Origin of the sequence: Williamsia sp. MIQD14, assembly GCF_051025635.1 — a bacterium.
Lineage (GTDB): Bacteria > Actinomycetota > Actinomycetes > Mycobacteriales > Mycobacteriaceae > Williamsia_A.
The window spans coordinates 515,265-537,647 of sequence record NZ_JBPFDG010000005.1 but is presented as its reverse complement, the minus strand read 5'-3'; the positions used below and the strand labels follow the sequence as shown (position 1 = coordinate 537,647).

The 22,383-nt window shown below is 69.6% G+C and carries 19 protein-coding genes; 14 read left to right on the top strand and 5 right to left on the bottom strand.

Annotated features, from left to right (window positions below; genetic code table 11):
• The 7 genes from infB to truB all read left to right on the top strand — a co-directional run.
• The coding region (gene infB / locus ACQ7HM_RS19945) for a translation initiation factor IF-2 (RefSeq protein ID WP_434217964.1) at positions 1–2,393 on the top strand (2,393 nt) is incomplete at its 5' end.
• A 128-nt stretch (positions 2,394–2,521) separates the two neighbouring features.
• Complete coding sequence (gene rbfA / locus ACQ7HM_RS19940; protein WP_434217963.1) at positions 2,522–3,058, top strand: 30S ribosome-binding factor RbfA; 537 nt, start codon at positions 2,522–2,524, stop codon at positions 3,056–3,058.
• Between the two features lie 83 nt (positions 3,059–3,141).
• A complete protein-coding gene (locus tag ACQ7HM_RS19935; protein ID WP_434217962.1) occupies positions 3,142–4,125 on the top strand; it encodes a DHH family phosphoesterase in 984 nt (327 codons plus the stop codon).
• Positions 4,122–5,477 (top strand): MATE family efflux transporter, encoded by a 1,356-nt coding sequence (locus ACQ7HM_RS19930; RefSeq protein ID WP_434217961.1) that lies wholly within the window; start codon positions 4,122–4,124, stop codon positions 5,475–5,477. Before ACQ7HM_RS19935 ends, ACQ7HM_RS19930 begins: the two co-directional genes overlap by 4 nt.
• 57 nt (positions 5,478–5,534) lie before the next feature.
• On the top strand, positions 5,535–6,530 hold the full coding sequence (locus tag ACQ7HM_RS19925) for a metallophosphoesterase family protein (RefSeq protein ID WP_434217960.1): 996 nt from the start codon (positions 5,535–5,537) through the stop codon (positions 6,528–6,530).
• Positions 6,527–7,198: a 4'-phosphopantetheinyl transferase family protein gene (locus tag ACQ7HM_RS19920; RefSeq protein WP_434217959.1), complete on the top strand. Its 672-nt coding sequence runs from the start codon at positions 6,527–6,529 to the stop codon at positions 7,196–7,198. The genes ACQ7HM_RS19925 and ACQ7HM_RS19920 overlap by 4 nt, the downstream gene beginning before the upstream one ends.
• A complete protein-coding gene (gene truB, locus ACQ7HM_RS19915) occupies positions 7,189–8,124 on the top strand; it encodes a tRNA pseudouridine(55) synthase TruB (protein ID WP_434217958.1) in 936 nt (311 codons plus the stop codon). The genes ACQ7HM_RS19920 and truB overlap by 10 nt, the downstream gene beginning before the upstream one ends.
• An 18-nt stretch (positions 8,125–8,142) precedes the next feature.
• Here truB and ACQ7HM_RS19910 read toward each other — a convergent pair whose 3' ends face one another.
• The gene (locus ACQ7HM_RS19910) at positions 8,143–8,871 is read right to left on the bottom strand and encodes a metal-dependent transcriptional regulator (RefSeq protein WP_434217993.1); all 729 of its coding nucleotides are present in this window, start codon (positions 8,869–8,871) and stop codon (positions 8,143–8,145) included.
• Between the two features lie 172 nt (positions 8,872–9,043).
• Between ACQ7HM_RS19910 and ACQ7HM_RS19905 the strand changes: the two genes are divergently transcribed.
• The 4 genes from ACQ7HM_RS19905 to ACQ7HM_RS19890 all read left to right on the top strand — a co-directional run bounded on the left by ACQ7HM_RS19905 (position 9,044) and on the right by ACQ7HM_RS19890 (position 14,453).
• Entirely contained in the window at positions 9,044–10,045 is a 1,002-nt protein-coding gene (locus ACQ7HM_RS19905) for a bifunctional riboflavin kinase/FAD synthetase (protein WP_434217957.1), read from the top strand.
• A 132-nt stretch (positions 10,046–10,177) separates the two neighbouring features.
• A complete protein-coding gene (gene rpsO, locus ACQ7HM_RS19900; protein ID WP_434217956.1) occupies positions 10,178–10,447 on the top strand; it encodes a 30S ribosomal protein S15 in 270 nt (89 codons plus the stop codon).
• A 419-nt stretch (positions 10,448–10,866) separates the two neighbouring features.
• Positions 10,867–13,122: a polyribonucleotide nucleotidyltransferase gene (locus ACQ7HM_RS19895; protein WP_434217955.1), complete on the top strand. Its 2,256-nt coding sequence runs from the start codon at positions 10,867–10,869 to the stop codon at positions 13,120–13,122.
• 8 nt (positions 13,123–13,130) lie between these two features.
• Positions 13,131–14,453 (top strand): M16 family metallopeptidase, encoded by a 1,323-nt coding sequence (locus ACQ7HM_RS19890; protein WP_434217992.1) that lies wholly within the window; start codon positions 13,131–13,133, stop codon positions 14,451–14,453.
• Here ACQ7HM_RS19890 and ACQ7HM_RS19885 read toward each other — a convergent pair whose 3' ends face one another.
• Positions 14,454–15,950, bottom strand: a complete 1,497-nt coding sequence (locus tag ACQ7HM_RS19885) for an amino acid permease (RefSeq protein ID WP_434217954.1) — start codon at positions 15,948–15,950, stop codon at positions 14,454–14,456.
• A gap of 177 nt (positions 15,951–16,127) precedes the next feature.
• On the opposite strand from ACQ7HM_RS19885, the gene ACQ7HM_RS19880 reads away from it, so the two are divergent.
• Positions 16,128–17,966, top strand: coding sequence for a DUF294 nucleotidyltransferase-like domain-containing protein (locus ACQ7HM_RS19880; RefSeq protein WP_434217953.1), 1,839 nt, complete (start codon positions 16,128–16,130; stop codon positions 17,964–17,966).
• A gap of 2 nt (positions 17,967–17,968) precedes the next feature.
• On the opposite strand, the gene ald is transcribed toward ACQ7HM_RS19880, so the two are convergent.
• Entirely contained in the window at positions 17,969–19,081 is a 1,113-nt protein-coding gene (ald, locus tag ACQ7HM_RS19875; protein ID WP_434217952.1) for an alanine dehydrogenase, read from the bottom strand.
• 149 nt (positions 19,082–19,230) lie between these two features.
• Here ald and ACQ7HM_RS19870 point away from each other — a divergent pair, with 149 nt between their 5' ends.
• Complete coding sequence (locus ACQ7HM_RS19870) at positions 19,231–19,725, top strand: Lrp/AsnC family transcriptional regulator (protein WP_434217951.1); 495 nt, start codon at positions 19,231–19,233, stop codon at positions 19,723–19,725.
• 29 nt (positions 19,726–19,754) lie between these two features.
• Here ACQ7HM_RS19870 and ACQ7HM_RS19865 read toward each other — a convergent pair whose 3' ends face one another.
• The gene (locus tag ACQ7HM_RS19865) at positions 19,755–20,978 is read right to left on the bottom strand and encodes an NAD(P)/FAD-dependent oxidoreductase (RefSeq protein WP_434217950.1); all 1,224 of its coding nucleotides are present in this window, start codon (positions 20,976–20,978) and stop codon (positions 19,755–19,757) included.
• A 10-nt stretch (positions 20,979–20,988) separates the two neighbouring features.
• Positions 20,989–21,393, bottom strand: a complete 405-nt coding sequence (locus tag ACQ7HM_RS19860) for a bifunctional 3-phenylpropionate/cinnamic acid dioxygenase ferredoxin subunit (RefSeq protein WP_434217949.1) — start codon at positions 21,391–21,393, stop codon at positions 20,989–20,991.
• A gap of 144 nt (positions 21,394–21,537) precedes the next feature.
• Between ACQ7HM_RS19860 and ACQ7HM_RS19855 the strand changes: the two genes are divergently transcribed.
• The gene (locus tag ACQ7HM_RS19855; RefSeq protein ID WP_434217991.1) at positions 21,538–22,335 is read left to right on the top strand and encodes an IclR family transcriptional regulator; all 798 of its coding nucleotides are present in this window, start codon (positions 21,538–21,540) and stop codon (positions 22,333–22,335) included.
• Positions 22,336–22,383 lie beyond the last annotated feature (48 nt).

Here is a 22,383-nt window from a genome sequence, read left to right as displayed (position 1 = left end):
CGCCGACCGAGGCGCCCGCCGTGGCACCCGGACCGCGTACCCCGGCCGGCCCGAAGCCCGGCCCGCGCGCACCGCGTGTCGGCAACAACCCGTATTCGTCGGCGCCCGCCCCGCGGCCGCCGGCAGCACGTCCGGCTGCACCCGGAGCTCCCGGTGCAGCCCGTCCCGGCGCAGGTCGTCCGGCCGCAGGTCCCGGCGGCCCGCGTCCGGCCCCCGGCGCCGGCGGACCCCGCCCCAGCCCCGGCAGCATGCCCCCTCGCCCCAACCCCGGCGCGATGCCGTCGCGGTCGGCGCGACCCGCCCCGGGCGGTCGTCCCGGCGGTCCGGGCGGACGTCCGGGTGGTCCCGGCGGTCGTCCCGGCGGAGGTGGCGGTGGCTACCGCGGCGGCGGCGCACCCACCGGTGCCCCGACCGGTGGACCTCCCGGTGGTTTCCGGGGTCGTCCCGGCGGTGGCGGTCGTGGTCGCGGCGGCGGCGCAGCCGGTGCCTTCGGCCGCCCCGGTGGCGCGCCCCGCAAGGGACGCAAGTCGAAGCGTCAGAAGCGCCAGGAATACGACTCGATGCAGGCCCCGGCCGTCGGTGGCGTCCGGTTGCCCCGTGGCGACGGACAGACCATCCGGCTCGCCCGTGGCGCGTCGCTGGTCGACTTCGCCGACAAGATCGACGCCAACCCGGCCGCGCTGGTCCAGGCGCTGTTCAACCTCGGCGAGATGGTCACGGCCACCGAGTCGGTGAACGACGAGACGCTCGAGCTGCTCGGCGGCGAGATGAACTACGTCGTGCAGGTCGTCAGCCCCGAGGACGAGGACCGCGAGCTGCTCGACAGCTTCGATCTCAGCTACGGCGAGAACGAGGGTGGCGAGGACGAGCTCGAGCAGCGTCCGCCGGTGGTGACCGTCATGGGTCACGTCGATCACGGTAAGACCCGACTGCTCGACACGATCCGCAAGGCCAACGTCCGTGAGGGCGAGGCCGGCGGCATCACCCAGCACATCGGTGCCTACCAGGTGCTCACCGAGCTCAACGGCGACGAGCGGCTCATCACCTTCATCGACACCCCGGGTCACGAGGCGTTCACCGCCATGCGTGCCCGTGGCGCGAAGTCGACCGACATCGCGATCCTCGTGGTCGCGGCCGACGACGGCGTCATGCCGCAGACGGTGGAGGCGATCAACCATGCCCAGGCGGCCGACGTGCCGATCGTGGTCGCGGTCAACAAGATCGACAAGGAGGGCGCGGATCCGCAGAAGATCCGTGGTCAGCTCACCGAATACGGTCTGATCCCCGAGGAGTACGGCGGCGACGCGATGTTCGTCGACATCTCCGCGCGGGAGAACACCAACATCGAGGCTCTCCTCGAGGCGGTCCTGCTCACCGCGGACGCGTCGCTCGACCTGCGGGCCAACCCCGACATGGACGCGCAGGGTGTCGCCATCGAGGCGCACCTCGACCGCGGCCGTGGCCCGGTGGCCACCGTGCTCGTGCAGCGCGGAACGCTCAAGGTCGGCGACTCGATCGTCGCCGGCGACGCCTACGGACGCGTCCGTCGCATGGTCGACGAGCACGGCGAGGACGTGGCCGAGGCGACACCGTCGCGGCCCGTGCAGGTCATCGGTTTCACCTCGGTGCCCGGTGCCGGCGACAACCTCCTCGTCGTCGACGAGGACCGCATCGCCCGGCAGATCGCCGACCGTCGCAACGCGCGCAAGCGCAACGCGATGGCCGCACGCAGCCGCAAGCGGATCAGCCTCGACGATCTCGACGCCGCCCTCAAGGAGACGTCGCAGCTCAACCTCATCCTCAAGGGTGACAACTCGGGCACCGTGGAGGCACTCGAGGAGGCGTTGCTCGGCATCGACATCGGCGACGAGGTGCAGTTGCGCGTCATCGACCGCGGCGTCGGTGGCGTCACCGAGACCAACGTCAACCTCGCGACCGCGTCGGACGCGATCATCGTCGGGTTCAACGTCCGTGCGGAGGGCAAGGCCACCGAGCTGGCCAACCGCGAGGGTGTCGACATCCGGTACTACACGGTGATCTACCAGGCGATCGACGAGATCGAGAGCGCGCTGAAGGGCATGCTCAAGCCGATCTACGAAGAGGTCGAGCTCGGCCGTGCGGACATCCGCGCGATCTTCCGCTCGTCGAAGGTCGGCAACATCGCCGGTTGCCTGGTCACCTCGGGCATCATGCGACGCAACGCCAAGGCGCGTCTCCTGCGCGACAACGTGGTGGTGGCCGAGAACCTCACCATCTCGTCGCTCAAGCGGGAGAAGGACGACGCGACCGAGGTCCGCGAGGGCTACGAGTGCGGTCTGACGATCACCTACAACGACATCAAGGTCGACGACGTGATCGAGACCTACGAGTTGCAGGAGAAGGCACGCACGTAGTCCCGACGGCGCGCAGCTGCCCTGCGCCCGCACTGTTCGACCACCCGACGCCCGGGCGTCGGCGCACCAGCGCCGATCCCGGGCGTCGGGCTCGGCACACATCCCCACCACCGCGAAGGAGTGACACCATGGCCGACCCGGCACGGGCACAACGGATGGCCAAGCGGATCTCGTCGATCGTCGCGTCGGCCATCGGCTCGGAGATCAAGGACCCGCGGCTCAACTTCGTCACCGTCACCGACACGAAGGTGACCAACGACCTCCACGACGCGACCGTCTACTACACGGTGATGGGCGAATCCCTGGATGTCGCACCGGATTACGAGGGCGCGGCTGCCGGACTGGCGCGCGCCACCGGTCTTCTGCGCTCGAAGGTCGGCGCCGGAACCGGTGTCCGGTTCACCCCGACGCTGCGTTTCGTCCTCGACACCGTGCCCGACACCGCGCGGCACATGGAGGAACTCGTCGCCCGCGCCCGCGCGCACGACGAGATGCTGGCCCGCCAGGCCCGCGACGCCGTGCCCGCCGGGGACCCGGATCCCTACCGCGACGACGTCTCGACCACCGACGACGCGCCGACCGACGGTGCAGCCGCCGACGGCAGTTCGCCACGGGGCGCCGATCCCGCTGACTACGATGGGCCCGACGCGGCCGACCGACGGTGACGGGTTCGGCCGAGCGGTCGTACGGGCCGCCGGTCGGTACAGGGCACGACGAGTCGGACGGAGCAGATGTGAGCGGGGCAGGTGTGAGCGGACCAGGGCAGACGACCGACGCACTCGCCGCGCCCAGAGCGCGCATCGCCGCTCGACTGCGTTCGGCTCCCGCGGTGACGGTCCTGTGTCACGTGCGTCCCGATGCCGACACCATCGGCAGCGGCCTGGCTCTCGCACTCGCGCTCGACGCGATCGGCGTCGAGGTCGAGGTCGCGTTCCCGGGTCCGTGGCCGCTTCCCGAGGCGCTGGGCTCCCTGCCGGGCGCGAAGCTCATCGTCGAACCCGGCGACCTCGTCGGTCATCCCGTCGCCGTCGCGATGGACTGCGCGAGTTCCGAACGCCTCGGTGACCTCGCGGCGATCCTGCGGGCCGCCGAGACCGGCATCGTCGTCGACCACCACGCCTCCAACCGCGGGTTCGGCGACATCGACCTCATCGACCCGGCCGCCGACTGCACCGCCGAACTGGTTCTCGGCATCCTCGACGAGGCCGACATGGCCGTTGACCGCGACATCGCGACCTGCCTGTTCGCAGGACTCGTCACCGACACCGGGTCGTTCCGGTGGGCCCGTCCTCACTCCCACATGGTCGCCGCCCGCCTCCTCGAGACCGGGGTCGACGGGCAGGGATGGACCCGCACGCTGCTCGACACCCACCAGTTCGGATGGCTGACGATGGTCTCGGGAGCCCTGCAGTCCGCGGTGCTCGTCCCGGAGGCGTTCGGAGGCAGCGGCCTGGTCTACGCCGTGGTCGACCACGGCTGCAGTCGGACCATCGACTGGGACGAGGCCGAGAGTGTCATCGATCTCGTGCGCACCGTCGGCGACGCCGACGTGGCCGTCGTGTTCAAGGAATCCGCGCCGCAGCAGTGGACGGTGTCGATGCGCGCACGGTCGCACACCGACCTGGTGCCGCTCGCGCGCTCCCAGGGCGGCGGCGGCCACCCCCACGCCGCCGGGTTCAGCGCGTCGGGTCCCGCCGACGAGGTCATCGAGAAGTTCCTCACCGCGGTGTGACCGGCCCCGACACCGCCGCGCCGCCGTCGGGGCGGACCATCCTGCGTCTGGCGTCGTCGGCGCTGATCGTCCTGGTGGCCGAACCCCTCTACCTGATGGAGGACCTGGCCGTCGTCGGCCGGCTCGGTGCCGTCGCGCTGGCCGCACTCGGGGTCGGGTCACTGGTCCTGGGTGTCGTCAGCACGCAGCTCACGTTCCTGTCGTACGGCACGACGGCCCGCTCGGCGCGCATGTTCGGTCGCGGTGACCGACGGGCGGCGCTCGCCGAGGGTGTCGCGGCCAGCTGGCTCGCCGTCGGGGTGGGCGTCGTCATCGCGGTGCTCATGACGGTCATCGCGCCGTATGTCGTCGGGGTGATCGCGCCCGGCGACGGCGTCGACGACGAGTCCGTCGGATGGTTGCGCATCGCCGTGTGCGGCGTGCCGTTCATCCTGTTGTCGATGGCGGGCAACGGCTGGATGCGTGGCGTCCAGGACACCCGCAGGCCGGTGGTTTTCGTCGTGATCGGCCTCGGTCTCAGCGCCGTGCTGTGCCCGGTCCTCGTCCACGGGCTGCTCGGCGCCCCCGAGATGGGACTGCACGGCAGCGCCGTCGCCAACGTCGTCGGCCAGTCGGTGGCCGGGGTGCTCTTCGCGCGGCAGGTCGTCGTCGCGGCCTGCCGGTCGGCACCCGACGAGCCGTGGATCGCCCTGCTCGCGCCACGCCGCCGCGTCATCGGCGCGCAGCTGTCCATGGCGCGCGACCTCATCGTCCGGAGCCTGTCGTTCCAGGTCTGCTTCCTCTCCGCGGCAGCCGTCGCCGCCCGCTTCGGCGTCGCGTCGCTCGCCGCGCACCAGGTCGTGCTCCAGCTGTGGAACTTCGTGTCCCTCGTCCTCGACGCACTGGCCATCGCGGCACAGTCCCTCGTCGGGGCCGCCCTGGGTGCCCGCGCCGTCGGTGCGGCCGGCGTCGTCGCACGCCGGGTCACCCTCGTGTCGGTCGGTGTCGCGGTCGCGGTCGCCGCGGTGTTCGCGGTGGCCCGCACGCCGATGGGACGCATCTTCACCGACGACACCGGCGTCCTCGCCGCGCTGGACACGCCGTGGTGGTTCCTCATCGGCATGCTGCCCGTCGCGGGTGTGGTGTTCGCCCTCGACGGTGTGCTCCTGGGCAGCGGCGACGCCGCCTATCTGCGCACCACCACCGTCGCCAGTGCGCTCATCGGATTCCTGCCGACCATCTGGTTGTCGCTGGTCTTCGACTGGGGACTGGCCGGCATCTGGACCGGACTCGCCCTGTTCATGATCTGTCGCCTCGTGGCGTTGTCGGCACGCATCGCCGGTGGACGATGGACCCTCGTGGAGATCCGATGAGGCGTCGATAGACTCGAGGATCGACCGCGTCCTGCGGCGGAGGACAAGGAGGTCTGCGTGCCGACCCTGTGGGCGATCAGCGATCTCCACGTCAGCCACCGCGGGAACGACGAGGTGCTCGACCGGATCCATCCCGACGACCCCGACGACTGGCTGATCGTCGCCGGCGACGTCGCCGAGCGCACCGACGACATCATCGAGACGCTGCGGCGTCTCAAGGCCAAGTTCGCCACCGTGGTGTGGGTGCCGGGCAACCACGAGCTCTACACCACCGCCAAGGACCCCCTGCAGATCCACGGCGTGGCGCGCTACGACTACCTCGTCCAGGCCTGCCGCGATCTAGGCGTCATCACCCCCGAGGAGATCTACCCGCAGTTCGACCCCGGCGACGGGACCCCGCCGGTGCGCGTCGTCCCGATGTTCCTGTTGTACGACTACACCTTCCGGCCCGAGGGCACGACCAACAAGTTCGCCGCACTGGCGCTCGCGCGCGAGCACGACGTGGTCGCGACAGACGAGTTCCTCCTCTCGCCCGAGCCGTTCGCCACGCGCGACGCGTGGGGTCGTGACCGCATCGAACGCACCCGTGCCCGGCTCGACGCCATCGATCCCGCCGAGCGCACCATCCTCATCAACCACTGGCCGCTGCGTCGTGAACCGACCGACGCCCTGATGTACCCCGAGTTCGCGCTGTGGTGCGGCAGCGAGCTCACCCACGACTGGCACACCCGCTACAACGCGGCCTGTTGCGTCTACGGGCACCTCCACATCCCGCGGACCACCTGGTACGACGACGTCCGGTTCGAGGAGGTCTCCGTCGGGTACCCGCGCGAATGGCAGCGCCGCGGTCTTCCGGACCCGTTGCTGCGCAAGATCATCCCGGACGGTGGACTGCGACCGGAGCACCTCCCCGAACACGGTGCACGCTTCGACCTGCCGCCGGACTACCGAGAGCGCGCCGAGGCCTTCAAGGCCAGCGTCGTCGCCAAGCGTGAGGCGCGGGCACGCAGGCTGGCCGCCCGCGCCGAGCGTGACGGTGGGGGAGCCCGATGATCGACGCGTTGCTCGCACCGGGTGTGGCGGCGGCCGAGGCGTTCGCCGACCCCGACGACCTCGAACTGTTGCCCGCCGAGACCTCGCTGGTCGCGCGCGCCGTCGACAAGCGGCGGTCGGAGTTCACCACGGCCCGCGGCCTGGCCCGCCGCGCGCTGGGCTCCCTCGGGGTGGAGCCCGTCCCCATCCTGCGGGGCGAGAAGGGGCAACCCCTGTGGCCGCGGGGTGTGGTCGGGAGCCTCACCCACTGTGACGGCTACCGCGCCGCGGTCGTCGCCTACAAGCTGCAGTGCCGTTCGGTCGGCATCGACGCCGAACCGCACGGCGCACTGCCCGAGGGCGTCCTCGATCACGTCACCCTCGCACCCGAACGCGATGTGCTCGCCACCCGCCCGGGCGACATCCACTGGGACCGACTGTTGTTCTGCGCCAAGGAGGCGACGTACAAGGCGTGGTTCCCGCTGACCGAACGGTGGCTCGGGTTCGAGGACGCCCACATCACCTTCGAGCGCGACGCCACCTCCGACGGCGACGTCACCGCGACGGGCACCTTCCGTTCGGAGTTGCTCGTCGACGGCTCGGTCATCGACGGCGGAGAGCCGCTGCGGTCGTTCGACGGTCGGTGGCGCATCGAGAACGGGCTGGTGGTCACCTCGATATGTCTGTGAGCCCCGACGGACCCGACCGCACCGAGAACGCGCACATAGCCTCCGCGGGCCTCGTCGTCGTCGACAAACCCGGCGGCATGACCAGCCACGACGTCGTCGCGAAGTGCCGCAAGGCATTCCGGACGCGCAAGGTCGGGCACGCCGGCACCCTCGACCCGATGGCCACGGGCGTGCTCGTCCTCGGCCTCGAACGAGCGACCAAGCTGCTGGGTCTGCTGTCGCTCACCACCAAGTCGTACACGGCGACCATCCGGCTCGGTGCGGGAACCGACACCGACGACCGCGAGGGTGTGCTCGGCGAACGGAACGACATCTCCGGACTCGACATCGCGTCCGTGGCCGCGGCGGTCGAGGCCTTCATCGGTGACATCGACCAGGTGCCCGCGACCGTCAGCGCCATCAAGGTCGACGGCCGCCGTGCGCACGATCTCGCCCGCAGCGGTGAGGAGTTCGCGCTGGCGTCGCGTCGGGTGACGGTGTCGCGTTTCGACATCGGCGATCACCGGATCGACGACGGCTGGTTCGACGTCGACGTCGAGGTCGACTGTTCCTCGGGCACCTACATCCGGTCGCTGGCCCGAGACCTCGGCGCCGCCCTTGGGGTCGGGGGACACCTCACCGCCCTGCGCCGGACCGCCGTGGGCCCCTTCACCCTCGCGCAGGCCACGCCGCTGGCGGCGATCGTCGACGATCCCGCTCCCACACCGACACTCGACATCGACGCCGCGGTCACCCTCGCGTTCCCGACGCGACCCGTCGACGATGTCGAAGCCCAGACGGTCAGCAACGGACGGTGGCTCGACCCCATCGGGATGCGCGGTGTGTACGCCGCCGTCGATCGCCACGGTCGCGCGATCGGACTGTTGGAGGAGAAGGGCAAACGGGCCGCGTCGGTGATGGTGGTCCGTCCGTCGACGATGCGCTGACCGGCACCGGATCCGCGGTCAGGTCGCCGGCGGGATGTCGAGCCAGATGGCCCGGGTCGCGATGTCGCCCAGGTCGATCGGTTCGGACCCGTCGACCGCGACCGCGACCGTCCCGGCGAACGGGCGCTGCTCGACGACCTCGATGCGACGGTCCAGCGCGATGCCGACCGAGTCGAAGTACCGCAGCATCGCCGGATCGGTGTCGGCGATGCGCGCCACCCGGCCCGAACGCCCGGGATGGACGTCGGCGAGCTGACAGGCGGGGGACTCCGGGACGGAACCGTCGGGGTCGGGGATCGGGTCGCCGTGCGGATCACGGGTCGGGTGACCGAGTTTCGCGTCGAGACGCTCCATGAACCGGTCCGACATCGCGTGCTCGAGCACCTCGGCCTCGTCGTGCACCTCGTCCCAGCCGTAGCCGAGTTCGCGGACCAGGAACGTCTCGATGAGTCGGTGTCGCCGCACCATCGACACCGCGGCACGACGACCCGACTCGGTGAGCGTCACCGATCCGTAGCGGGCGTGCGACACCAGTCCCTGATCGGCGAGTTTGCGCACGGCCTCCGACACCGTCGACGGCGACACCGCGAGCTTCTCGGCCAGCAGTTTCGTGGTCACCTTCGTCGACGACCACTCCTGCGCGGTCCATATGACCTTCAGATAGTCCTGCGTGACCGAGGTGAGTTCGGTGACGGGAGTGGCGGACACGCCGGTCTCGGCGACCGTTGTCGCGGTGGGCTGGGCGATCGAGGTCGCCGAAGGCGAGGCATCGCGGCTCGGCTCGCCGCCGGTGGAGGACACCCCACGAGCTTAGGGCAGGGCAACTCGCGTCGGCGGGACCCCTCACGGGACGCGACAGCGCGTCGACGGTGGCACGCGGGTCTGGTTACCCCGGCACCGCACCCGTAGGGTTGGGCACGTGCTGCGATGGCGAGGGTTGGACGATATCCCCGCGGGCTGGGGCCGATGTGTCGTGACCATCGGGGTCTTCGATGGCGTGCACCGAGGTCACGCGCAACTGATCGCCACCGCGACCTCCATCGCGAAGAAGCGCGGTGTACCCGCGGTGTTGATGACCTTCGACCCGCACCCCGCCGAGGTCGTGCGGCCCGGGAGCCACCCGCAACAGCTGTCCACCCTCACCCGTCGTGCCGAACTGGCCGAGGAACTCGGCATCGACGTCTTCTGTGTCATGCCGTTCACCCCGGTGCTGGCCGCGCAGTCGCCCAAGGATTTCGCCCACGAGGTGCTCGTGGAGGGTCTGCACGCCGCCGACGTGGTGGTGGGCGCCAACTTCACCTTCGGCAAGAAGGCCGCGGGGACCGTGGACGTGCTGACGTCGCTGGGCCGCACCTTCGGGTTCGAGGTCCATGCCGTCTCGCTGCTCGGCGAGGGCGCCGGAACCCAGGCCCCGGATTCCGGTGTCACCGACCGCCCGTCGGTGACCTTCTCCTCGACCTACATCCGTTCGTGTGTCGCAGCGGGCGACGTCGAGGCCGCCGCCGAGGCACTCGGTCGCCCCCATCGGGTCGAGGGTGTCGTGGTGCGGGGTGACGGTCGCGGTCGCGAGATGGGGTACCCGACCGCCAACGTGGCGCCGCCGATGTACTCGGCGATCCCGTCCGACGGTGTGTACGCGGCGTGGTTCACGGTGCTCGGCGCCGGGCCGGTCGTCGGCCAGGTGGTGCCGGGGGAGAGCTACCGCGCGGCGGTGTCAGTGGGGTCGAACCCCACGTTCTCCGGGCGCACCCGCACGGTCGAGGCGTTCGTGCTGGACACCCACGCCGACCTCTATGGGCAGCACGTCGCGGTCGACTTCGTCCGGCGTATCCGCGGGATGGTGAAGTACGAGGGCATGGAGCCCTTGATCGAGCAGATGAACGACGACGTGGTGAAGACCCGCGAGGCTCTCGCCGGCTGACCGTCGCCCGACGATTTGGGCGGGGTGCGAAAGCGCTGGTAGCCTGGCCGATCGGCACACGCTGCGGTTCGCGGTGGCTGTGCCGGGGCACTGGGCCCACATCCTCACGCGAACGTCACCACAGGAGAAATCATGGCGTTGACCACGGATCAGAAGAAGTCGATCCTGTCCGAGTACGGCCTGCACGACACCGACACCGGATCCCCCGAGGCGCAGATCGCGATGCTCACCAAGCGCATCAGCGACCTGACCGAGCACCTCAAGACCCACAAGCACGATCACCACAGCCGTCGCGGCCTGCTGCTGATGGTCGGCCGTCGCCGCCGTCTGCTCAAGTACGTCGCCAAGGTCGACGTCAACCGCTACCGCGCGCTCATCGAGCGTCTCGGCCTGCGTCGCTGACGCTGCCGGCTCGGCAAGCACCTCGCGAACCGCGTGTCCTCGTCGGACACGCGGTTCGTCTGTATCCACCCCGGGTCGCGCGTCGTGTCATGCGATGAGCCGGCGCACGACCGGCCAGTGCTACCCTCGCCATGGACCCGATGCCACGAGATGGTTTTCGCTTCACGCGTGCCCCGAGTTCGGACGATCGGTCTTCGGTAGTGGCTGCCGGAATCCGCGGAACTCCTTCCGCAGGATTCCGACCGCTTCGATCGACGGCCGTCGCCGAACCTCCTCCGCCTTCGCTCGCGGACATCCGCACCTGTTCGGAAATCCTCCTCTCGGGCATCGACCCACAGCACCCGCCCGTCTGGGCAGGCGCTGCTACACCGTCGCGCCGCGATGACACGCGCGCATCGAACGAGAGGATTCATCCACACATGACCGATGTCACCACCGCCCCCGAGGCCGACTACGACGACGAGATCACCGAGGCGACCGCCGTCATCGACAACGGTTCCTTCGGTACCCGCACCGTCCGCTTCGAGACCGGGCGTCTCGCCCAACAGGCCGCGGGCGCCGTCGTCGCCTACCTCGACGACGAGAACATGCTGCTCTCGGCGACCAGCGCCGGGAAGCACCCCAAGGACCAGTTCGACTTCTTCCCCCTCACGATCGACGTCGAGGAGCGGATGTACGCCGCCGGCCGCATCCCGGGATCGTTCTTCCGTCGCGAGGGGCGCCCCTCCACCGACGCGATCCTGACCTGCCGCCTCATCGACCGGCCGCTGCGCCCGTCGTTCGTCGACGGCCTGCGCAACGAGATCCAGGTCGTCATCACCGTCCTGAGCCTCGACCCCAACGACCTCTACGACGTCGTCGCGATCAACGCCGCATCGGCGTCGACCCAGCTCGCGGGTCTCCCGTTCTCCGGTCCCGTCGGTGGCGTGCGTGTCGCGCTGATCCCGACCGAGACCAACCGCGCCGGCCAGTGGGTCGCGTTCCCGACCGTCGAGCAGCTCTCCGGCGCCGTGTTCGACATGGTCGTCGCGGGTCGCATCGTCGGTGACGACGTCGCGATCATGATGGTCGAGGCCGAGGCCACCGACAACGTCATCGAGCTCATCGAGGGTGGCGCGCAGGCGCCGACCGAGGCGATCGTCGCCGAGGGCCTCGAGGCCGCGAAGCCGTTCATCCGTTCGCTGTGCGAGGCGCAGCGCCAGCTCGCCGACCAGGCCGCGAAGGCGACCGGCGAGTTCCCGCTGTTCCCCGCGTACCAGTCCGACGTGTACGAGGCCGTCGAGTCCGCGGGCAAGGATCGCCTGTCGGAGATCCTGACCATCGCGGGCAAGACCGAGCGCGACGACAAGACCGATGAGCTCAAGGGCGACATCCTCACCTCGCTCGGCGAGCAGTTCGCCGGCCGCGAGAAGGAGATCGGTGCGGCCTACCGCTCCCTGACGAAGAAGCTCGTGCGTCAGCGCATCCTCACCGACCACTTCCGCATCGACGGCCGTGGCATCACCGACATCCGGTCGCTCTCGGCCGAGGTCGCGCTCATCCCGCGCGCCCACGGCAGCGCCCTGTTCGAGCGTGGCGAGACCCAGATCATGGGCGTCACCACCCTCGACATGGTCAAGATGGCCCAGCAGATCGACTCGCTGGGACCCGAGACCTCCAAGCGCTACATGCACCACTACAACTTCCCGCCGTACTCGACCGGTGAGACCGGTCGCGTCGGATCGCCGAAGCGTCGCGAGATCGGCCACGGCGCGCTCGCCGAGCGTGCACTCATGCCGGTGCTGCCCAGCGTCGACGAGTTCCCGTACGCCATCCGTCAGGTGTCCGAGGCGCTGTCCTCGAACGGCTCGACCTCGATGGGGTCGGTCTGTGCCTCGACGATGTCGCTGCTCAACGCCGGTGTGCCCCTCAAGGCCCCGGTCGCCGGCATCGCCATGGGCCTGGTCTCCGACGAGGTCGACGGCGAGACCCGCTACGTCGCCCTCACCGACATCCTCGGCGCGGAGGACGCGTTCGGCGACATGGACTTCAAGGTCGCGGGCACCAAGGACTTCGTGACGGCGCTGCAGCTCGACACCAAGCTCGACGGCATCCCGTCGGCGGTGCTTGCCGGTGCGCTGAGCCAGGCCAAGGACGCCCGCACCACCATCCTCGAGGTGATGGCCGAGGCCATCGACGAGCCCGACGAGATGAGCCCCTTCGCTCCTCGCGTCACCACCGTGAAGGTGCCGGTCGACAAGATCGGCGAGCTGATCGGGCCCAAGGGCAAGAACATCAACGCGATCACCGAGGAGACCGGCGCCAACATCTCCATCGAGGACGACGGCACCGTGTTCGTCGGCGCGACCGACGGCATCAAGGCGCAGGCGGCGATCGATCGCATCAACGCGATCGCCAACCCGCAGCTGCCCAAGGTCGGCGAGCGGTTCCTCGGAACCGTCGTCAAGACAACGGCATTCGGCGCCTTCGTGTCGCTGCTCCCGGGTCGTGACGGCCTCGTGCACATCTCGAAGCTGGGCCAGGGCAAGCGCGTCAACAAGGTCGAGGACGTCGTGAGCGTCGGCAGCAAGCTCCGCGTGGAGATCGCCGACATCGACGACCGCGGCAAGATCAGCCTCGTGCCGGTGTCGGACGTGTCCGACGCGGCCACCGCGGACACCGCGGCGGCCGAGTAAGACTCGCGCTGACGACCACCACACGCACGCAGCCCACCGGGACCCGCGACTCCGTACGGAGAAGCGTCCTCCCCGGTGGGCTGCGTGTTGTCACCGAACACATCCCCGGGGTCCGATCGGCGTCGATCGGTCTCTGGGTCGGCGTCGGATCGCGGGACGAGAAGCCCAGCGTCGCCGGCGCCGCCCACTTCCTCGAACACCTGCTGTTCAAGGCGACCCCGACGCGCACCGCGTCGTCGATCGCCCAGGACATGGACGCCGTCGGCGGAGAACTCAACGCGTTCACCTCCAAAGAACACACCTGCTTCTACGCGCACGTCCTCGACGAGCACGCCGACATGGCGATCGACATGGTCGCCGACGTGGTGCTGCGCGGACGCTGCACCTCCGACGACGTCGACACCGAGCGAGACGTGGTCCTCGAGGAGATCGCGATGCGCGACGACGACCACGAGGATCTGCTCGCCGACGCGTTCATGACCGCGACCTTCGGTGATCACCCCATCGGCCGTCCGGTGATCGGCTCCGCCGAGTCGATCACGGCCATGTCGCGCAGGCAGATCCAGTCGTTCCACACCCGTCGCTACACACCGGACAAGATGGTGTTGGCCGTGGCGGGCAACGTCGCCCACCGCGATGTGCTGGCCCAGGTGCGGGACTCGTTCGGCGCACACCTCCAACAGGGGGTGCGCGCCGCGGCGCCGCGACGGAGCGGTCACCGACCGCCCACGCGAGCGGGCCTGGAGTTGATCCATCGCGACAGCGAGCAGACCCACCTGATGCTCGGCGTCCCCACCCCGGGGCTCGCCGACGACGATCGCTGGGCCCTGTCGGTGCTCAACGCCGCGATCGGTGGCGGGCTGAGTTCGCGCCTCTTTCAACAGATCCGCGAGGAACGCGGGCTGGCGTACTCGGTGTACTCCGGGGTCGACTCGTTCAGCGACGTCGGTACGTTCTCCGTCTACGCGGGGTGCAACCCCGACCGCCTCGCCGATGTCACGTCGGTCGCGGTGGACATCCTCCGCGACGTCGCCCGCGACGGCATCACCGACGCCGAATGTGCCCGCGCGAAGGGCGCGTTGCGCGGGTCGCTGCTCCTGGGTCTCGAGGACACCCAGTCGCGGATGCATCGGATCGGCAGTGCCGAACTCGATTTCGGGCGCAGGCGTCCGGTGGCCCGCTCGTTGCGCCAGATCGAGTCCGTCCGCACCCGGCAGGTGTCGGCGTTGGCGGCGCGTCTGCTCGTCGGCACGCCTGCGGTCGCGGTCGTCGGTCCCTACCGACGTACGCGCGACCTCCCCGCCTCGGTGCGGGCCCTGACGATCAGCTGATCAGGCCTTGCGGGCGGCGAACTCCCGTTCCTGGGCTGCCCACGTCGACTCGATCTTGCCGTCGGTGTTGGCTTTCACGTTCTCGCGGATGAGGAACCAGCCGCCGATCAACAGCGCGGCGATGAAGGGAATCCCGATCACGACGACGTAGAAGTCGACGCGACCGCCCTCCTTGTCCAGCCAGCCCGACACCCCGAGACCGACGATCACCGCGACGAGGAACACGAGCCCGAATATCGACGTGTAGGGATGACCGGGCGCCTGGAACTTGCTCTTGGGGATGATGCCCTTGTTCACCAGCGACCGCAGTTTGAGCTGACACGCGAAGATGGTGCCCCAGGTGAACACGATGCCGAGAGACGCCGCCTCCAGTGCGATGTCGAAGGCCCGACCGGGCACCAGGACGTTGAGGATCACGCCGAGCACGTAGACGACGGTGGTCATGGCGATACCGGCCCACGGCACACCGCCGTTGCTCATCCTGGTGGTGAATCCCGGTGCCTGCTTGCTCATCCCGAGGCTGCGGAGCACGCGGCCGGTGGAGTAGAGCCCGGAGTTGAGGCTGCTCATCGCAGCGACGATCAAGACGACCTGGATGACGTCACCCATCCAGCCGAACCCGAGCTTGTTGAACACCGTCACGAACGGACTCGTGCCCGAGGTGTAGGAGGTCGTCGGCAACATGGCGCACAGCAACAGGATCGACCCGATGTAGAACACGGCGATGCGGAAGATGACCGCGTTCACCGCGCGGGGGACCTCCTTGTCGGAGTCCTCCATCTCGCCTGCCGCGACACCCACCATCTCGATGGCGGCATAGGCGAACACCACACCGGACATCACGAGGATCGGCCCGTACCAGTTGTAGGCGCCGCTCGTGGGCCAGAAGCCGCCGGGGTTGTCCCAGAGGTTGGAGAACCCGGCCTGGTGGTCACCGACGTGTACAGCACCGAGCACGACGACGAGACCCACGATCAGGAACAGGACGATCGCGCCGACCTTGAGGATCGAGGCCCAGAACTCGAACTCGCCGAACGCCTTCGCGCTGAGCAGGTTCACCGCGAGGACCACCACGAGGGCGATCAGTGCCGACCCCCAGTTCGGCATGGACGGGAAGTTGTTGTTGACGTACACGCCGACCGCCGACAGTTCGGCGATGCCGGTCAGGGCCCAGTTCAGCCAGTACATCCACCCGGTCACGTACGCGGCCTTCTCCCCGAAGAACTCACGCATGTAGGAGACGAACGCGCCGCTCGTGGAGCGGTGCAGCACGAGTTCGCCGAGGGCACGCATGAGGAAGTACGCAACGAGTCCGGCGACGGCGTAGCTGACGAGCAGGGCCGGACCGTTCGCGTTGAGGCGTGAGGCCGACCCGAGGAAGAGTCCGGTGCCGATCGCACCGCCGATGGCGATCATCTGCACCTGCCGCCGCCCGAGCGACTGCTTGTACCCGACCTGTTCCGCGTCGAGACCCGACGTACCGATGTCCGTGCTCATATCGCCCTCCGTACCCCGGATGTTCACCGAGTCGAACACTAGCGGCTGTGGGGTTTCCGCCGGATTACATTGCGGGTCAACAGATGTTGCCGATCGCGACGAAACGGACATCCGCGCCGGGTTTGCGTGTTTCGAGGCGGCGTGGCGCGGGCGCCGTGCTCTTGCGAAGATGTCCCGATGACCGCGGTCGCGCAGTTCCTGGGGCTCCACCCACCGTTCGACGCGCTCGCGCCCGGGGAGCTCGACCGTCTCGCCGCCCGGGCGACGATCGGGGAGTTCGCCGCCGGTGGGGAGATCTTCGACGGCTTCCGCGACACCGTCGAGGAACTCGGTGTGGTGATCACCGGCGAGGTGGGGTTGTGGAGTCTGCCCGATCATCTCGACGGTGAACCCGACGAGATCCTCGGACCGGGCGGGGTGTTCGGCTACTTCTCGTTGCTGACCAACGCCGCACGAGGCCCACGGGCGGTCGCCATGACGGCCAGCACCGTGTGCCGCATCCCCAGCGACTCGGTGCACGCGGTCTTCTCGAGCATGGCGGGTGCGCGCTTCCTGGCCGGTCAGCTCCGACTGCCCCGGCGGGTCGAGCCCGTACGTCCCCGCGGTGGCGTGGTCGACGAATTGATCCGCACCGCACCGGTGGTGGGCACGCCGACGATGTCGGTGAGCGAGGCGGCCCGCCTGATGACGGGTCGCCGACGCGACTACATCGTCATCCCCGCGGGCGACGGGACGGTGGGGGTGCTCACCGACTCCGACATCCGATCCCGGGTCGTGGCGGCGGGCGAATCCGGTGACATCCCCGTCAGCCGGGTCGTCACGCCCCGCGCCCGCACCGTCGTCACCGGTACACCGGCGGCCGACGCACTGCTGCAGATCCTCGAACACGGTCTGGGCTGTCTACCCGTGGTGGAACCCGGTGGACGCCTGGTCGGTGTGGTGGGTCCGGGCGACTTCATCTCGGCGCCGGGCGGGGCGAGCGTCTCGCTGCGGCATCAGATCGGTCGAGCCCGGTCGGTGGAGACCTTGGCCGAGCAGGCCCAGCGGATGCCGTTCGTCGTCGCCGATCTCATCCGGCGCGGGCAGCCGTCACACGAGGTGACCGCGATGCTGTCCCTCGTGCACGACGCCGTCGTGCGTCGGGCGTTGGAACTCGTCCTCGATCGGCACGGCGAGGTCGATCCCGACAAGCTGACGTGGCTGTCGTTGGGCAGCAATGCCCGTCGCGAGGCCGTCCTCAGCTCCGATGTCGACAGTGCGGTTGCGTTCGACGAGTCGGTGTCCGACCCCGAGCAGATCGCGGTCTATCGAGCGGCGTTCGCCGAGGTCGACGACGTACTGCGGGCCTGTGGACTCACGATCGACGTCAACGGGGCGGTGGCGTCGTCGCCGTTGTTCGCCCGGACCCACGCCCAGTGGCGGGCTGCGGCTGCGGCATGGTTGGCCGCACCGCTGGAGAACAAGGGCATGATCATGACCTCGCTGATGCTCGACGGCCGTCCCATCTGGGGCGACCGCGGCCTGTCGGGGGTGGCCGAGGTGTTCGGGGATCTGCGCTCGCATCCGGGGACCCTGCGCCTGTTGTTGGCGGAGTCGTTGTCGCACAAGGCCCGGATCCGGTCGATGCGTGACGTGTTGGCCCGGCGGGGCGGGACGTTCGACATCAAGACCCACGCCCTCACGCCACTGGTGAACATCGCCCGGTGGGCGTCGTTGAGCGTGGAGTCACTCGAACTCGACACCCGCTCCCGCCTACGCGTGGCGGGTGGGAGCCCGATGCTCACCGAGGACAACGCGACGGTGCTCATCGAGGTGTTCGACGTGCTGCAGAAGATCCGGATGACCTACCAGGTCGCGCAACTCGACCGCCGGGAGCCGGCCGGCGACGTGCTCACCATGCGGAGGCTCTCGCCGCTCGACCGGAGTCTCGTGGCGCAGGCCGTCCGCGAGGTGTCGGGGATCCAGCGACGGATGATCAACCTCTCCCACTACACCCCGATCGGCGAGCAGGACTGACCTCAGACGGACAGCGGCGACGCGCCCACGGGCAGATCGAGGGCAGCGCCCACCGACGGCGACAACAGCTCGCCCGCATGGGTGCTCAGGCCCCCGGCGAGGCTCGCGTCGTCGGAACACGCACGTTGCCAGCCCTTCTCGGCCAGCGCGACGACGTAGGGGAGGGTTGCTCCGGTCAGTGCCGAGGTCGATGTGCGCGCGACCGAGCCGGGCATGTTCGCGACGCAGTAGAACACCGAGTCGTGCACGGTGAAGGTGGGGTCGTCGTGGGTGGTCGGGCGCGAATCCTCGAAACATCCGCCCTGATCGATGGCGATGTCGACGAGAACCGAACCCGGCTTCATCGACGCGACGAGGTGGTTGGACACCACCACGGGAGCCTTCGCCCCGGGGACCAGTACCGCGCCGATCACGAGATCGGCCTTCTTCACGGCCTCCTCGACGGCGAGCGCGGTGCTGTAGCGGGTGTGGACCCGTCCGGCGAAGCGTGCGTCGACGGCGCGCAGCTTGGCGATGTCGAGGTCGAACACCGTGACCTGCGCGCCCATACCCATCGCGATGGTCGCGGCGTTGACGCCGCTGACCCCTGCGCCGATCACGACGACATCGGCGGGTTCGGTGCCGGGCACGCCACCCATCAGCTGACCGCGTCCGCCGGCCGACCGCATCAGGTGGTAGGCGCCGACCTGCGGCGCGAGGCGTCCCGCGACCTCGCTCATGGGGGCCAGGAGGGGCAGTGAGCCGTCGCGGGCCTGCACCGTCTCGTAGGCGATGGACGTGATGCCCGAGGACAGCAGGGCGTCGGTGCAGGGGCGACTCGCCGCGAGGTGCAGGTAGGTGAACAGGGTCTGGCCCGCGCGCATCCGTGCGTACTCCGCGGCGATCGGCTCCTTGACCTTCACCACGAGGTCGGCCTGCTCCCAGATGGCCTCGGCGGTGGCCAGGATCTGCGCTCCGGCCTCCTTGAAGTCGACGTCGGAGATGGCCGATCCGGCTCCCGCGCCGGCCTCGATGACCACCTCGTGGCCGCGTCGTGTCAGTTCGGCGACGCCGGCGGGCGTGATGGCGACGCGGTACTCGTTGTTCTTGATCTCGCGGGGGATCCCGACGCGCATGGCGTTCTCCTTCGTTCGCTCCGGTGCGGCGTCGTCGCCACGATGACTGTGCACCCAGCGTGAACACCCTTCGGTTCGACAGCAATTCATCCGAAGAAGATTCTTGTTTGTGCTCTTCATCTGAAGATCAACCGGGATATGCTGCACCGGTGAGCGACGAATCGAAGGATCTTCGGACCGTCGTCGGTCGGCGCGACCTCGACGACACCGACCGACTGCTGCTGCAGTTGCTGCAGGCCGATGCGCGGATGCCCAACCGCGAGCTCGCCGAGCGTGCGGGGATCGCCGCGTCGACGTGCCACGGCCGTGTCCGGCGCCTCATCGAACTGGGGGTCATCCGTGGCTTCTTCGCCGACATCGACCCGGCGGCGGTCGGACGGACGTTGCGCGCCATGGTCGCGGTCAGCCTGCAATCCGATGCGCGAGGTCAGATCCGTCGGTTCGTCGGTCAGATCGGCGCGCAGGACGAGATCATCGACGTCTTCTTTCTCGCGGGATCCGACGACTACCTCCTCCACGTCGCGGTCGCCGACACCGAGGCGTTACGAGGATTCGTCGAGCGTTTGAACTCCCGACCCGAGGTCGCGGGCACCACCACGTCGCTGGTGTTCGAACACGTCCGGGCGGCCGCGCCGATCTTCTGATTCGATGGCCGCGGGCGTCGTCGGTCGCGTCAGGCGTGCGCGACAGGTCGGGACGAGGCGTCGAGAGCGCGATCAATCGTCTTGCGCAGGCGGAGGAAGTCGCGGGGGCGGTCGACGGCCACCACCGCGGTGGGGAGGTCGCGATCGCCGAAGACGGCGAGGAATCCCTGGGTCGCGCCGTGGTCCATCGATCCGTCGAGGACCTGCGGGACCACGCCGACAGGGATGTGTCCGCAGATCTGCAGCCGGTGTCCGTACTGATCGCTCCAGAAGTACGGCGTCCGCCGCGGTGGTGGCTCGAGGCCGGCGATGCGTCGTGCGACCACGCGGGCCTGGTCGACTGCCGACCCCCAGTGTTGGCGGCGCACATGGGTTCCGGTGGCCGGATCGAAGGAGCGTGCGCAGTCGCCGACCGCGAAGACCCCCGGCATGGACGTCTCGCCGTGGGCGTCGGTGACGAATCCGTCGTCGAGCGCGATCCCGGATTCCGCCGCCCAGTCGGTGTCGGGAACCGAGCCGATACCGACCACCACCACGTCGGCCTCGAGGATCCGCCCGTCACCGAGGGTCACCGATCGGGCCCGGCCAGCGGCTCCGTCGATGGTCTCCACCGCGGCGCCGGTGTGAACAGAGACCCCGGCGAGTGCGTGACGTGACAGCGTCCACCGGGCGACATCGACGCCCAGCACCGCGGCGCCCGGAATCTCCGTCGCCTCGACGATGGCGACCTCGGCGCCGAGAAGACGTGCTGTGGAGGCGATCTCAGCGCCGATGAATCCGCCGCCGATCAGCACGACGTGGCGCGCTCTCCGCAGGTCGGCCGCCAGGGCCCGGGCGTCGTCGAGGGTACGGAGAACGTGGACGCCGTCGAGGTCGGCGCCGATGAGCGTGCGCCCACGCGCGCCGGTCGCGATGATCACCGCGTCGGCCGGACCGACCGCGCAGTGGTCGCCGCGCCGGACGCTGATGCCGTCCGTGGCCACCGACAGGCCGTCGGCCGCGACGCCGAGATGCCAGTCGAAGGTGTCGACCTCGCCGTCGAGCAGCAGACCCGTTGCACCCGGGTCCGTCCCGTTCGCGTCGGGATCGGGCTCCGGGAACGACTCCAACAGCACATCTTTGGACAGTGGCGGACGGTCGTACGGCAGCCATGTCTCTGCGCCGACGAACGCGATGGAGTCGGTGACGCCGGACGCCCGCAGTTCCCGGGCGGCCGTCAGGCCGGCGAGCGACGCGCCGACCACGGTGATCACGAGGGACCGATCATGCGGCGCCCGAGACGTCCTCGACGGGTGCCGACGTCAGCGGTGAGCGGTCGGTGAGCGTGATGTGGACCCGGCCGTCGGCGACGGTGACGGGGTGGGTCGCCACGGCGCGGGTGGCCGGTGGGCCGCTCGGCAGACCGGTGCGGAGGTCGAAGCAGGTCTCGTGCAGCGGGCACTCGACAGTGCAGTTCTCCACCCACCCGTCGGAGAGCGACGTGTCCTGGTGCGTGCAGGTGTCGTCGATGGCGAACACGCCCTCAGAGGTGCGGATCACCGCGATGGGCGGGTGGTCGGTGGGTTCGATGCGCATCGGCACGTCGATCGCCAGATCGGCGATCGCGACCTCCACCGAGGCGGTGCCCCTGTGGTCAGCGGCAGCCGAGGGGGTGTGGACGACAGGCATGGGTCACCTCGAGACGGCGGGAACGGTGGTCGCCACGTTGCGTTGGAAGCAACATAGCGCATTGTGCGCAACAGACTCGCACTGCCGACCGTGCCCGTCAAGCGTGACGGGCCGTTCGCGGCCGCAACTATGCTGGACCGCGACATGGACATCAACGACACGGCCGACATCTCGCCCGACCGGAACCGTCCCGCATCGATCCAATCGGTCGACCGCGCGCTGGAGGTCCTCGAGATCCTTGCCCGGCACGGGGAGGGTGGCGTCTCCGACATCGCCGACACCCTGGGGGTGCACAAGTCCACGATCTCGCGCCTGGTGTCGGTGCTGGAGGGTCGCGGTTTCGTCGAGCAGGTCGCCGACCGGGGCAAGTACCGACTGGGTTTCACCATCGTCCGGTTGGCCGGCGCGACCATGGCGACCCGTGACCTCGGGCGGGAGAGCCGCGACATCGCCGGCCCCCTGGCCGATCTCGTCGGCGAGACGGTCAACCTCGCGATCCTCGACAACGGGCGTGCGGTCAACGTCACCGAGGCCAACGGCTCCCCGGGTATCGCGCTGCGCACCTGGGTCGGTCAGAGTTGTCCCGCGCACGCAACGTCCAGCGGCAAGGTGCTGCTCGCGGCGCTGGACGACGTGCGGCTCGACGCCGCTGTCGGCGCCACCCTGGAACAATTCACTCCCTCGACCATCGCCGACCCCGCGGCATTGCGCACACAACTCGCCGAGGTCCGCAGTCGGGGATGGGCCCAGGTGCGCGACGAACTCGAGGAGGGGCTCACCGCGGTGGCCGCCCCCATCCGCGATCACACCGGTGACGTCGTCGCGGCCCTGAGCATCTCCGGGCCGACGTTCCGGATGTCCGGCGACCGACTGGGCGCGCTGTCGGCGCACGCCGTCGGCGCCGCCGAGGCCATCGGCGTCCGCCTCGGCCACCGCGGCTGACCCACCCCACGGTTCTGTCCCTGCCCGGCCCGACACCCTCCTGCGCGT